The 12063-nt window shown below is 66.3% G+C and carries 12 protein-coding genes; 6 read left to right on the forward strand and 6 right to left on the reverse strand.

The window, feature by feature from the left end; translation table 11 throughout:
* The first annotated feature begins 16 nt into the window (after positions 1-16).
* Both YM304_RS00475 and YM304_RS00480 read left to right on the forward strand, forming a co-directional pair.
* Complete coding sequence (locus YM304_RS00475; protein WP_015439659.1) at positions 17-967, forward strand: aromatic ring-hydroxylating oxygenase subunit alpha; 951 nt, start codon at positions 17-19, stop codon at positions 965-967.
* A 113-nt stretch (positions 968-1080) separates the two neighbouring features.
* Positions 1081-3702: a beta-propeller domain-containing protein gene (locus tag YM304_RS00480; RefSeq protein ID WP_015439660.1), complete on the forward strand. Its 2622-nt coding sequence runs from the start codon at positions 1081-1083 to the stop codon at positions 3700-3702.
* A 580-nt stretch (positions 3703-4282) separates the two neighbouring features.
* Here the strand turns inward: YM304_RS00480 and YM304_RS24970 are convergent.
* Positions 4283-4843: a hypothetical protein gene (locus tag YM304_RS24970; RefSeq protein WP_162142004.1), complete on the reverse strand. Its 561-nt coding sequence runs from the start codon at positions 4841-4843 to the stop codon at positions 4283-4285.
* Positions 4844-4871: 28 nt separating this feature from the next.
* Here YM304_RS24970 and YM304_RS24975 point away from each other — a divergent pair, with 28 nt between their 5' ends.
* Positions 4872-5033 (forward strand): LPXTG cell wall anchor domain-containing protein, encoded by a 162-nt coding sequence (locus YM304_RS24975; protein ID WP_162142005.1) that lies wholly within the window; start codon positions 4872-4874, stop codon positions 5031-5033.
* A gap of 73 nt (positions 5034-5106) precedes the next feature.
* On the opposite strand, the gene YM304_RS00495 is transcribed toward YM304_RS24975, so the two are convergent.
* The 3 genes from YM304_RS00495 to YM304_RS00505 form a co-directional block, all read right to left on the reverse strand.
* Entirely contained in the window at positions 5107-5511 is a 405-nt protein-coding gene (locus YM304_RS00495; RefSeq protein WP_015439662.1) for a nitroreductase/quinone reductase family protein, read from the reverse strand.
* Between the two features lie 69 nt (positions 5512-5580).
* On the reverse strand, positions 5581-6540 hold the full coding sequence (locus tag YM304_RS00500) for a Gfo/Idh/MocA family protein (RefSeq protein ID WP_015439663.1): 960 nt from the start codon (positions 6538-6540) through the stop codon (positions 5581-5583).
* A 14-nt stretch (positions 6541-6554) separates the two neighbouring features.
* The gene (locus YM304_RS00505) at positions 6555-7220 is read right to left on the reverse strand and encodes a DUF1269 domain-containing protein (protein WP_041297864.1); all 666 of its coding nucleotides are present in this window, start codon (positions 7218-7220) and stop codon (positions 6555-6557) included.
* An 18-nt stretch (positions 7221-7238) separates the two neighbouring features.
* On the opposite strand from YM304_RS00505, the gene YM304_RS24980 reads away from it, so the two are divergent.
* A complete protein-coding gene (locus YM304_RS24980; RefSeq protein WP_015439665.1) occupies positions 7239-7661 on the forward strand; it encodes a hypothetical protein in 423 nt (140 codons plus the stop codon).
* Positions 7662-7812: 151 nt separating this feature from the next.
* Here YM304_RS24980 and YM304_RS00515 read toward each other — a convergent pair whose 3' ends face one another.
* Positions 7813-9021 (reverse strand): acyl-CoA dehydrogenase family protein, encoded by a 1209-nt coding sequence (locus YM304_RS00515; RefSeq protein ID WP_015439666.1) that lies wholly within the window; start codon positions 9019-9021, stop codon positions 7813-7815.
* Between the two features lie 210 nt (positions 9022-9231).
* Here YM304_RS00515 and YM304_RS21605 point away from each other — a divergent pair, with 210 nt between their 5' ends.
* On the forward strand, positions 9232-9714 hold the full coding sequence (locus YM304_RS21605; protein WP_015439667.1) for a MarR family winged helix-turn-helix transcriptional regulator: 483 nt from the start codon (positions 9232-9234) through the stop codon (positions 9712-9714).
* A 52-nt stretch (positions 9715-9766) separates the two neighbouring features.
* Positions 9767-10933: a thiolase family protein gene (locus YM304_RS00530; RefSeq protein WP_015439668.1), complete on the forward strand. Its 1167-nt coding sequence runs from the start codon at positions 9767-9769 to the stop codon at positions 10931-10933.
* Between the two features lie 181 nt (positions 10934-11114).
* Here the strand turns inward: YM304_RS00530 and YM304_RS00535 are convergent, their stop codons facing one another.
* Positions 11115-11963, reverse strand: a complete 849-nt coding sequence (locus YM304_RS00535; protein ID WP_015439669.1) for a class I SAM-dependent methyltransferase — start codon at positions 11961-11963, stop codon at positions 11115-11117.
* Positions 11964-12063 lie beyond the last annotated feature (100 nt).

Below are 12063 nucleotides of genomic sequence, written 5' to 3' on the forward strand. Positions count from 1 at the left end.
TTGGTACGGTCGAGCGATGATCGACGCGTCCATCGGTGCTCGACGGTTTCCGAAGCCGATCCCGTTCGGCTGGTTCTCGATCGGCCGCGAGCGAGACCTCCCCGCCGGGGTTCGTGACGGCGACGACGTCCACGCGTTTCAGGCCGTCGGTCGTGAACTCGTCGCGTGGCACGACGGCGGGGCGTATCGAGTGGCCGACGCGTTCTGCCCGCACCTCGGCGCGCATCTCGGGGTGGGTGGCCGCGTCGACGACGGGTGCATCGTGTGCCCGTTCCACGAGTGGACGTTCGACGGTTCGGGCGCCAATGCGTCGATCCCGTACGCCGAGCGCACGAACGCCAAGGCCCAACTGCGGATGTATCCGACCGACGCACGCGATGGCCACGTCCGGTTCTGGTATCACCCCGACCCGGTGATGCCGCCGGCGTGGGAGATCCCGACCCTGATCGACGAAGCGATGGTGCACTGCGGATCGGCCGAGTGGACCGTGCGTTCGGCGTGGCAGGAGATGGCCGAGAACTCGATCGACATGGCCCACTTCGTCTCGATCCACGGCTCGGCCGAGATGGGCGAGGTCGGTTCGGTCGACGGCGACGGGCCGATCCGCAAGGTCGTCAACATCACGAAGTACACGACCGCGCAGGGCGTCATCGACGGACAGCTGAAGGTCGAGATGTACGGACCGGGAACGAGCGTCACGCGCTTCGAGTTGTTCGGCAAGATCAACCTGCTGTCGACCACGACGCCGATCGACGACCAGCACTGCATCATCCGGATGGACTTCTTCCACGGCGGTGACGACACGTCGGCGTCGATCTCCGAGCCGTTCGCCGCAGAGGTCGAGCGCCAGTTCGAGCAAGACGTCCCGATCTGGGAGAACAAGCGCTTCGTCGAGTCGCCGGCACTCGCTCCGAACGAGAAGCCGATCACCGACTTCCGCCGGTGGGCCTCACAGTTCTACGCCTGACGAACCAAGCCGCCCCGGCTTGACGAAACAAATAAGGGCGATGTCGGGAACCGGCTCGCTGGTCGGAGCGTCCTACTTCCAACACCGTTCGACTGGAATGCTGGAGATCAGCCATGAAACGCACCCTCGTCCCCACACTCGTCGCCGTCGGCCTCGTCGCCGCGGCATGCACCGCCGGTTCCGACGGGGCCGACGTGACCGACCCCGATCCTTCGGTTCCCGACACCGCGGAGCCGTCCCCGGACGACTCCGTGCCGGTCACCGATCCCGACGACCCCGATACTGATTCGGACGATCCCGAGGTGGATCCAGACGATCGAGGCGGCCCGATCGGGTTCGCCCAGGCGTCACTTCGCCAGTTCGACGAATGCCAGGCGTTCCTCGACTACGTCCACACCGAGGGCGCCGAGCGCGTCGGTCCGTACGGCTTCGGCGACAACGGCTGGTTCGGGCCCACGCCGTTCCTCGACGACGTGATGGTGATGGAGACCATGGAGGAAGAAGCCCCCGCCGAGGAGGCCGCCGCCGAGCCGGCATCAGAAGACGCCGGCGCCAGCGCCTCGACGACCAACGACGCCGCTGCATCGGGCGAAGTGTTCGTCGGTGACGACGGCGACGGCACGTACTCCACCACCAACGTGCAGGTCGACGGTGTCGACGAACCCGACATCATCAAGACCGACGGAACCCGAATCCTCGCTGTCGCCGGCGACGTGCTCCACTACGTCGACATCGCCGACGATGGCACCGCCGGCACGAAGCGCGGTTCGGTCACGCTGTCGAACAACGGCGACGGCTCCGACGGCAACTACTACTTCGCCTACGGCCACGAGATCTTCGTCAACGGCGACCGTGCGTTCGTCATCGCCCAGGGCGAAGGCCAGTACTACGGCGGACCCGTGCCGTTCGAGACCGTCGATGCCGAGCCGCTCGGCGTCATGACCCGGCAAGCCCCGGACGCGATCGAGCCGTCGCCCGACGAGGAACCGCCGCCTGTCACCACCGTGGTCACCGATGCCGAGATCGAGTTCGTCGAGCCCGACATCGAGCCGGTGCCGTTCCCCGAGCCGTTGCCCGGCCCGCAGTTCTTCGGGCCGACGACGATCGTCCTCGAGATCGACCTGAGCAACCCCGACGACCTCCGGATCGTCAACACGATGAACCTCGACGGTCGCTACATCAGTGCCCGCTCCATCGGCGAAACGGGCCGCATCGCCGTCACGTCGCCGCCGAAGGACCTCGGTTTCCTGTACCCGTCGAACCCCAACGCGACCGAGCAGGCCACCGACGCCAACCGCGAGCTCATCACCAACTCGACGCTCGAAGACTGGATGCCCACCTACACGCTGAACGCGGCCGACGGGACCAGCACGACGGGCAACCTCGTCTCGTGCGAGAACATCCACGCACCGTCGGAGTTCGCCGGCTTCGACATGCTGTCGATCGTCACGCTCGACCTCGGCGAATCGCTGACCGAGCCGACCGGCGGTGCCGCGATCATGGCCACCGGCGACACGGTGTACGCCTCGGCCGACCGGATGTACGTGACCTCCAACGTGTGGTTGCCGCCGACCATCGACGAACAGCAGCGTGGGCTCTGGGAAGAGGAATACGAGACCGCGATCCACCGCTTCTCGATCGCCGGTGACGGCCCGGCCCAATACGAAGCATCGGGCTCGGTCGAGGGCCATCTGCTCAACCAGTTCTCGATGAACGACCGTGACGGCACGTTCTACGCAGCGACCACGACCGGCACGCCGTGGTCGAGCGAAGGCAGCGTGAGCCAGATCGTGGCCATGCAGGTCAACGGTGATCGCCTCGAGCAGGTCGGCCAGGTCGGCGGCCTCGGCGAAGGCGAACGCATCTTCTCGGTCCGCTACGTCGACGACGTCGCCTACGTCGTGACGTTCCGCCAGACCGACCCCTTCTACATCGTCGACCTCGCCGACCCGACCGCCATGTCGGTGCTGGGCGAGCTCAAGATCCCGGGCTACTCCAGCTACCTGCACCCGATCACCGACACGCTCGTGCTCGGTGTCGGCCAAGACGCCACCGACGAAGGCCGCACGACCGGCACGAAGGTCTCGCTGTTCGACGTGAGCGATCCGGGCGACCCTCGTGAGGTCGACGTCTGGACCATGGACAACGCCGGGAGCGATGCCGAGTTCGACCACCGTGCGTTCCTCTACTGGGCACCGACCGGACAGGCGGTGCTCCCGCTGACCAACTGGGCCGATCAGTACTCGGGAGCGGTCGTGTTGAACGTGGGCGAAGACGGCCTCACCGAACAGGGTCGGGTCAGCCACGTCATCGAGTCGGACGACGAGAACGGCCTGACCGACTGCCAGGTCTTCACCGGCGAGGGGATCACCGAAGCCGACGGCGATCTCTTCTGGATCACCCAGGAGCTCGGTGCCGGCGGCAGCCAGTTGCAGTTCTGCGAGCCAGGCGACATCGGTGGAGCGACCGGATTCTCGTACTGCGAGACGATCCCGGTGAACGAGATCGAGAACTGGTTCTACCTCGGCGACAGCGGCCGGACCTTCTCGGAGGCGACCGGCGTCGATCTCGCCGGCATCGACCGCATCGAATGGTGCTGGAGTGATGGCATCGACTGGCAGAAGCAGATCCAGCGCACCCTCGTCATCGACGGGCAGCTGTGGAGCTTCTCCAACAGCCAACTCCAGGCCAACGATCTGGCGACCCTCGGCACCACCGACATCGTCACCCTCTGAGCCACACGATCACCTCGCGATGAGCGAACGGCAGCACCCGCCGCCGTTCGCTCATCGGCGCGCTGCGGGTCGAGTGCAGATTTCTCCCGGACGCTCGATGTTGGCAAACCCTTGTGGCCTACGGAAAACCATGGGTGTAAGTAGGCCCTCCGCCACGTAGGGTGACATTATCTCTCTGGCGGCCACTCTCCGCCTTGTGTCTTGTCAACGTCCCTGCAAGACTGCGACGCATGCGGGATGGGATGACGGGACACCAGTCGATTCGGGCGCGCGGCCTGAGGCTCACGGCGGCGGTGTTCGCGATGGCTCTGGGGACACTCACGCTCGCCACGGCTGCGCCAGCCTTGGCAGTGAACAACGGAGTGTGCCAAGGGCTGACGTCGGGGAAGATCGACGTGTCGGGAAACCACACGACGCTGGCCATCTCGGCGCCTGCAGGCAACGTCATCACGGGATACTGCGTGAAGGCTGGCTCGCTGAACCAGGGCAATGGCCCGGAGTACCTCTCGGTGGTGCCGCCGGCTTCGTCGGTGACGATCAGCCACTCGTCCGGTAAGGACATCTCGCACTACTCGTTCACCTACGAACCCGTGTCCGTCGTGACGACTGCTCCGCCGACGACTGTCCCGCCGACGACTGCTCCGCCGACGACTGCTCCGCCGACGACTGTCCCGCCGACGACTGCTCCGCCGACGACCGTTCCGCCGACGACTGTCCCGCCGACGACTGTCCCGCCGACGACTGCTCCGCCGACGACCGTTCCGCCGACGACTGCTCCGCCGACGACCGTTCCGCCGACGACTGTCCCGCCGACGACTGCTCCGCCGACGACTGCTCCGCCGACGACTGCTCCGCCGACGACTGTCCCGCCGACGACTGCTCCGCCGACGACTGCTCCGCCGACGACTGCTCCGCCGACGACTGTCCCGCCGACGACTGTCCCGCCGACGACTGCTCCGCCGACGACCGTTCCGCCGACGACTGCTCCGCCGACGACGGTTCCGCCGACCACGTCGCCATCCACCACGACCCCGGTCGACACCACCACGACCACGACCACGACGCCGACGGCGACCGGTACGACCACCAGCACCACGTTGCTGGGCGCGTCCTCGCCGCCCGAAACCACGCCGGAGACCACGCCGACGACTGCTCCGCCGAGTGACGTGGTGTCTGCCGACACGCTGCCACCCATCGACCCGACGATCACGCTGCCGGCCACCGGGCTCGGAGCGTCGACGTCCGCGCTGCTCGGCGCGGCGATGTTGGCGCTCGGCGCCGCACTCGTCGGGCTCAGCCGTCGGCGGCAGGCGAGCACACCGACGACGTAGTCAGATCACGCAGCGATGAGCGAGCGGCGGCGTGGGCCGCCGCTCACTCATCGGCGTTGATCGCGAGCGACGCTCAGATGCGCTCGACCTTGAACGCAGGGATCACTCGAGGAGCTGCGGTCTCGACGTACTCCGCGAACTGCGGCATGAACGTCGCCTGCTCCTGAATTCGCGCTGCGGCTTCGTCGGCCGGGAGTTCGACGAGCCGAGCGCGGTACTTCTCGCCGGGCTCCTCGATGTCGATCTCCGGGTTGGCCTTGAGGTTGTGGTACCAGTCGGGGTTGGTGGTCGCTCCACCCTTCGAAGCGAAGATGTAGCGGTCGTCGCCGTCTTTCAGCGTGACGAGCGGGATCTCGCGAACGAGTCCTGATTTGGCGCCGATCGTGTGGAGGATGATGACCGGGTTGTCGCCGAACATCTCGACCTTGCCGTTGTTGGCGCGGAACTCTTCGATGACTTGAGCGTTGAAATCTGTCATGTCGCTCAGTCAATCACGACGGTGCTGGTGCCGATGCCAGCCGGCCGCCATCAGGTCAGCCCCGGGCGCTCACGAACCGGTGAGCATGGCCTCGATCAGCTCCTGCACCGCGAGTGCCTCGGAGAACGTCGCGATCGCGCTGGTCTCGCCTGCGAGCAGCTTCGACAGCTCACCGAGTTGCGCGGCGTAGGCCTCGGCGCCGAGCCGAGCCCGGTCGGCCGGCTGCGCGTCGACCCACTCGTCGCCGCTCGTGGTCTGCAGGCGATACCAGTCCCACAGCCGTACCGACCGAGCCGCGCCGCGAATCGTGAGGTCGTTGACATCGGCGCCGGCACCACCGCTCGTCCCGATGATGGTCAGCTCAACACCGTCGGCGCTGCGAAGGTGCGCGCTGGCGCTCGTCTCGCACAGCGTGCCGTCGGGGCCGTCGTCGTACTCCGCATGCGCCGCCGCGATCGTCAGCGGGCCGAGGGCGCGGGTCGCGAGGAACACGAAGTGCGACACCACCTCGCGCATCCACCCGCCCTGGTCGCGGAGGCGCAGCCATTGCGCCTTCGCGTGCCACGCACGCGGCCACTCGGCGAAGTGCAATCGCAGGTCGGCGCGCATGGTCGCGCCGAGTTCGCCCGAGTTCACCATGTCGACGAAGCGCACCGCGGCGGGCGCGGCGCTGAACACGAAGTTCACACCAGCGGGCAGCCCGCTCTCCTCGACGAGCGCCACGAGTTCGCGGCTCTCGTCGACGTCGACGCCGAGCGGCTTCTCGCAGAACACGGCCGTCTGCGCAGCGACGCACGCCTCGACGTACTCGCGATGGAACAGCGGCGGCACCGCGATGTAGACCGCGTCGGCTGCCGCGATGACCGCATCGGCGCCGTCGACGATCGCGACCGCATCGGCATGCGCCGCGCAGGCTGCAGCGTCGGGGTCCCAGGCGGCGACGAGATCGAAGTGGTCGTGGGCGTTGAACTGCTCGACGAAGCGTGCGCCGACCGTGCCGAGTCCGATGATCCCGATGCGATGCGTCATCGGCGAAGTCTGGCTCAGTCGCCCGAGAATGCCTCGTCGAGTTGCTCCATCGCGGAGTCGGACATCGACGTGTAGAGCAACTCTGCGCCACGGAATCGGCGGGCCTCTTCGGCCAGCGCACGAACATGGACGTGCTCGGCGAGGATGACGATCGTCGACGTTCCGGGTTCGACGGCGGCCTTGAACCAGTCGACCCATTCGTCGGGAATCCCGAGGTCGACGACCTTCGCGGCGACCGCTCCCGCGCCTGCGCCGAGACCGAGCCCGGCGATCCAACCGATCGGTCCGCCGACGACGAGGCCGAGCAGGCCGGTCCACATGGCGCCCGACGCTGCCGCACGGCCGGGCGTCGGATCGATGGTCTCGGTCACCATGACCTTGCCGTCGTCGTTCTTCGTGACCGTGACCGCGTCCTTCAGATCGAGCGCGCCGTCCTGGCGGAGCCGACCCATCGCGAGCAGGTACTCCTGGGCCTTGAGTGCGCTGTCGAACGACACGCCGATGATGACCGGAGCGTCGGGATCGGACACGGCTCGGTGATCGTCGGCGAGCCCGGCGCGCAGCGACGGATCAGGCGGGTCGAACGGTGCGGGTGACGTCGTCGAATCGTCGGTCATGCACAAGGTGTACCCGTCTGCGGTGCGGTTCGCACGTCGAGCGTCGGACTTGTCGTCGATCACGCGATCTACGGTGGGCTCATGACGTATCGACATCGCCAGGTCGGCTGGCCGATCATGATCGTGTCCGACGTGCTGTTCATCATCGGCGTCGTGCTGATCGCACTCGGCGATGGCGCGCGCATCACCGGGATCGTGCTGCTGCTCACCGCGCTCGTCGTCGCGTTGCTCTCGGTGCTCACCGTCACCGTCGACGCCACGCACGTGACCGCGACGTTCTTCCCCGGGTGGCCGAAGCATCGCATCGCCCTCGCCGACATCTCGTCGGCCGAGGCCGTGCGGAACAAGACCTGGTGGGGGTTCGGGATCCGCAAGGTGCCCGGCGGATGGATGTACAACGTCGGCGGACTCGACGCGGTCGAGGTGGTGCAACACAACGGCAAGCGCTTCCGCATCGGCACGAACGACGTCGAAGGTCTCGAACGAGCGCTCGCCACCCGCTGACGCCCGCCCCGCTTGTTTCCCTCGGTCCCGGTCCAAAGGAAACAAGCGCTTGTTTCTTTCGGACCAGGTCCAAAGGAAACAAGCGAGAGCGCTCGAAAACGCACACAGGCCCGCTCGACACGAGGTCGAACGGGCCTGCGATTCGGGGGGATCAGTCGGTCTGCGTGCCGACCTTGAGGTCCTTGAACGGCACACCCTTGTCGACGCTCGGTTCGCGCGGCAGGCCGAGCACACGGTCGCCGATGATGTTGCGCTGGATCTCGTCGGTACCACCGGCGATCGACGACTGGAAGCTGTTGAGCACGATGCGCTGACGTTCGGCGCCGTCCTCGTCGGCCGGGTCCCAGGCGATCGACGACGGACCCGCCAACTCGAGCGCGATCTCGCGCATCTTCCACGCGATGTTCGAACCGAAGAGCTTGCCGAGCGAGCCGCCCGGACCCGGGGTCTTGCCGGCCTTCTGCTCGGCGCGGTTGCGCATGGCGACCATCGCCTTCGTGGTCTCCATCGAGTAGATGTTCATCAACTGGTCGCGCACGACCGGGTCGTTGATCTTTCCGGTCTCTTCGGCTGCGCTCTTGAGCAGCTTGTACGTCGGCTGGTTGATCTTGCCGGCGCCTGCCGAACCGATGGCGACGCGCTCGTACATGAGCATCGCGGTCGCCAGCTTCCAGCCGGCGTTGAACTCGCCGAGCAGGTTGTCCTTCGGGATGCGAACGTCGGTGAAGAAGATCTCGTTGAAGTGCGAGCCGCCGTCGATCTGGTGGATCGGGCGGATCTCGACGCCGGGAGCGTGCATGTCGAGGATGAACATCGACAGACCGGCGTGCTTGACCTGCTCGGGATCGGTGCGTGCGACCACGATGCCGTAGTCGGACTTGTGTGCGAGGGTGGTCCACACCTTCTGGCCGTTGAGGATCCACTCGTCGCCGTCGAGGACGGCCTTCGACTGGAGACTCGCGACGTCGGAGCCGGCGCCGGGCTCGGAGAACATCTGGCACCACATGTGCTTGCCCGAGATGTTGTCGGCCAGGTACGCGGCCTTCTGTTCGTGCGTGCCGTACTCGTTGAGCATCGGGAGGCACATGCCGTGGGAGATGATGAACTCGCCGGCCATCATCCGGTAGTTGCCCTGCACTTCGCGCCAGATCTTGTCGTGTGCGAGCGTGAGCCCGCCGCCGCCGTACTCCTTCGGGTACGCGACGCCGGCCAGGCCGACTTCGGCGGCCGCTGCGAGGAACGCCTTCTGGTCGTTGACGTTCGGAAGTGCGTCGCCTTGCTTCGTGGCGTGCTCCTCCATGAAGTCGACGCACTTCTGTCGAAATTCGTTGGCTTCCTGTTCGGTGAGGGTGTCACTCATGCCTTGTCTCCTGTGCCTTCTTGTCTGAGCGGGGCTCGCCGATGCGACCGTCGTGGCCGTCATCACGATCTTCAACTTGGAACATACTGTATGGCTTCGTACAATACGAACCCAGACGACCAACCCGGTCACATCCATCCACCGAGCGATGCGACCGGGTGCCACCGTTCGTCACCCTCCCATCACGCCACAACCGCCACATCGGGCCACATGAGCAACCTCACCAACAACGAACTCGACGCACCACCCTGGTTGCGAGTCGAATCGACGCTCATGGCCACCGCGCGGCTCGTTCGCGAAGCGTTCGATCAGCGACTCCAGGCGATCGACCTCAACCTCACACAGGCCAGCCTCATCGCCTACATCGCCGAGTTCGGCGCCACCACGCAGTCCCACCTCGCCGATCATCTCGGTATCGGGCGCGCCGCGATCGGCGCCTCGATCGACCGTCTCGAGCAGCGCGGCCTCGTCGAACGCGGCGCCGACCCCGACGATCGCCGCGTGTGGCGTGTCGAACTCACCGACGCCGGACGCGCCCTCGCCGCGCAGGCCGTCGAGATCGACGAAGTGCTCCGCGCCGAACTCCGCCACGGCATCGGCCGCGAAGAACGACAAGCCCTCAGCTGGGTCCTCACCCGACTCCAGCAGAACCTCACCTCCGCCATCAACAGATCCACGTCACCCGGTACCTGACCGGACGACGCCACAAACCCACCACACATCTCAAACCAACAGGAGAACAGCAATGACCGAAGCAGTGATCGTCGATGCAATCCGCACCCCGGGCGGCAAGCGCAACGGACAGTTCAAAGACCAGCACCCCGTCGACCTGGCGGCCCACGTGCTCAAGGCGCTCCAAGAGCGCAACAACCTCGACCCGGCACTGGTCGACGACGTCATCATGGGCTGCGTCATGCAGGTCGGTGAGCAGTCGCTCAACATCGGCCGCAACGCCGTGCTCTCGGCCGGTTGGCCCGAAGAGGTTCCCTCCACCACCGTCGACCGCCAGTGCGGCTCGTCGCAGCAGTCGATGCACTTCGCCGCACAGGGCGTCATCGCCGGTGCGTACGACGTCGTCGTCGCCGCCGGTGTCGAAGTCATGACCCGCACGCCGATGGGCGCGTCGATCGTCCAGGGCATGGGCTTCCCGTTCAGCCAGGACCAGCAAGACCGCTACGCCGAGACCGGCCTCCCGCCGCAGGGCATCGGCGCCGACATGATCGCCGACGAGTACGGCATCACCCGAGAAGACCTCGACGCCTTCGGTGCCGAGAGCCAGCAGCGTGCGGCCACCGCCCGCGACGAAGGCCGCTTCGAGAACGAGATCGTTCCCGTCGAAGTCGAGATCGACGGCGAGACCGTCATCGTCAAGGACGACGAAGGCATCCGCGACGGCACCACCGCCGAGTCGCTCGCCAAGCTCAAGCCGGCCTTCAAGGAAGACGGCAAGATCACCGCCGGCAACTCCTCGCAGATCTCCGACGGTGCGTCCGCCGTGCTCATCATGAGCAAGGAGAAGGCCGAAGAGCTCGGCATGAAGCCCCGCGCCAAGTTCCACAGCTTCGCCCTCGCCGGCACCGACCCGGTCACCATGCTGAAGGGCCCGATCCCGGCCACGAAGAAGATCCTCGAGAAGACCGGCCTCAGCATCGACGACATCGACCTGTTCGAAGTCAACGAAGCGTTCGCCTCGGTCGTCCTCGCCTGGCAGAAGGAGACCGGCGCCGACATGAGCAAGGTCAACGTCAACGGCGGCGCCATCGCACTCGGCCACCCGCTCGGTGCATCCGGCACCAAGCTCATGGCCACGCTCCTCAACGAGCTCGAGCGCACCGGCGGCAAGTACGGCCTCCAGGTGATGTGCGAAGGCGGCGGCATGGCCAACGCCACCATCATCGAACGCCTCGACTGAGCGGCTGAGCGGCGCCAGATTCCTTCTGATCACCGCTCAGCACTGCTGAAGCATTGAAATGCAGCGGCCGGACTCGTTCGACGGGTCCGGCCGTTGCGCGTTCCGGATGTTTCCTTTGGACCGGGACCGAGGGAAACAAGCGGATGTTTCCTTTGGACCGGGTCGAAAAGAAACAAGCGGGTCAGGACGGTTTGGTGGCGGCCATCGTGTACATCATCGGACACCGGTCGATCTGATGGTCGGGGAGGAAGAACAGCTCGTCGCGTTCGATCTGATTCGGGAGCATTCGCCAATCGAGGCGTCGGTGCTCCTCGAGCGTCGTCACCGTCAGACCAGCCGAGGTCAACGCCGTGAACACCTCGCCGATTCCGTGGTTCCACTCGTGTGAGCGGGTGTTCGTCAGCTGCTCGCCGGCGGTGTCGACGTACGTGTCGGCCTCGTCGAACGTGAGCGGTTCGACCGTTTCGAAGTAGGGGTACTTCAACCGCAGCCCGGCGTCGGTCTCGTCGGCCGACATGGTGTCGTCGAGCGCATACGCGATCGGATGGCACTCCCGGAGATGGAACCGGCCGCCCGGCTTCACCAGCGCCGCGCACACCTCACCCCATCGGGCGATGTCGGGCAGCCAGTTGAGCGCGCCGACGCCGGTGTAGACGAGGTCGAACTGCTCGCCGCCGAGCGCGTCGACCGCGTCGTACACGTTCGACTCGACGAACGTTCCGGGGGTGTCGACCGACGCGAACAACTCCCGGGCCGCGTCGAGCGACGCTTCCGACTGATCGAGCCCCACGACGTCGGCGCCGAGCCGGGCCAACGACAACGTGTCGGTTCCGATGTGGCACTGCAGGTGCACCGCGCGCAGTCCGGCGATGTCGCCGAGGTACTGCCGATCGAAGTCGACCACGTCGCTGAGCAACGCCCGATCGTCACGAAAGCGATCGAGGCGATACCCGGTCGACCCTCGCGCGTGCAATCGAGCCCGGTCGTCCCAGTTCAGCCGGTTCGCCTCGATGTACCCCTCGTTCGCCATCCACCACGTTCGCACACCACTTCACCCGCTTTGCCCCTCGATTCCGTCACCGATGACGGATCTGAGGGGCAAAGCAGTTCAGACGGGTTTCTTTGGGGGG

It is taken from the genome of Ilumatobacter coccineus YM16-304 (genome assembly GCF_000348785.1).
In the GTDB taxonomy this organism is placed as follows: Bacteria; Actinomycetota; Acidimicrobiia; order Acidimicrobiales; family Ilumatobacteraceae; genus Ilumatobacter_A; species Ilumatobacter_A coccineus.

What these genes read in the sequence shown, in the direction of transcription:
- YM304_RS00500 (WP_015439663.1), bottom strand. Translation starts at nt 6,540, where the DNA reads ATGACGCATCGCATCGGGATCATCGGACTCGGCACGGTCGGCGCACGC.
- YM304_RS00475 (WP_015439659.1), top strand. Translation starts at nt 17, where the DNA reads ATGATCGACGCGTCCATCGGTGCTCGACGGTTTCCGAAGCCGATCCCG.
- YM304_RS00495 (WP_015439662.1), bottom strand. Translation starts at nt 5,511, where the DNA reads ATGACAGATTTCAACGCTCAAGTCATCGAAGAGTTCCGCGCCAACAAC.
- YM304_RS21605 (WP_015439667.1), top strand. Translation starts at nt 9,232, where the DNA reads ATGAGCAACCTCACCAACAACGAACTCGACGCACCACCCTGGTTGCGA.
- YM304_RS00480 (WP_015439660.1), top strand. Translation starts at nt 1,081, where the DNA reads ATGAAACGCACCCTCGTCCCCACACTCGTCGCCGTCGGCCTCGTCGCC.
- YM304_RS00530 (WP_015439668.1), top strand. Translation starts at nt 9,767, where the DNA reads ATGACCGAAGCAGTGATCGTCGATGCAATCCGCACCCCGGGCGGCAAG.
- YM304_RS00515 (WP_015439666.1), bottom strand. Translation starts at nt 9,021, where the DNA reads ATGAGTGACACCCTCACCGAACAGGAAGCCAACGAATTTCGACAGAAG.
- YM304_RS00535 (WP_015439669.1), bottom strand. Translation starts at nt 11,963, where the DNA reads ATGGCGAACGAGGGGTACATCGAGGCGAACCGGCTGAACTGGGACGAC.
- YM304_RS24980 (WP_015439665.1), top strand. Translation starts at nt 7,239, where the DNA reads ATGACGTATCGACATCGCCAGGTCGGCTGGCCGATCATGATCGTGTCC.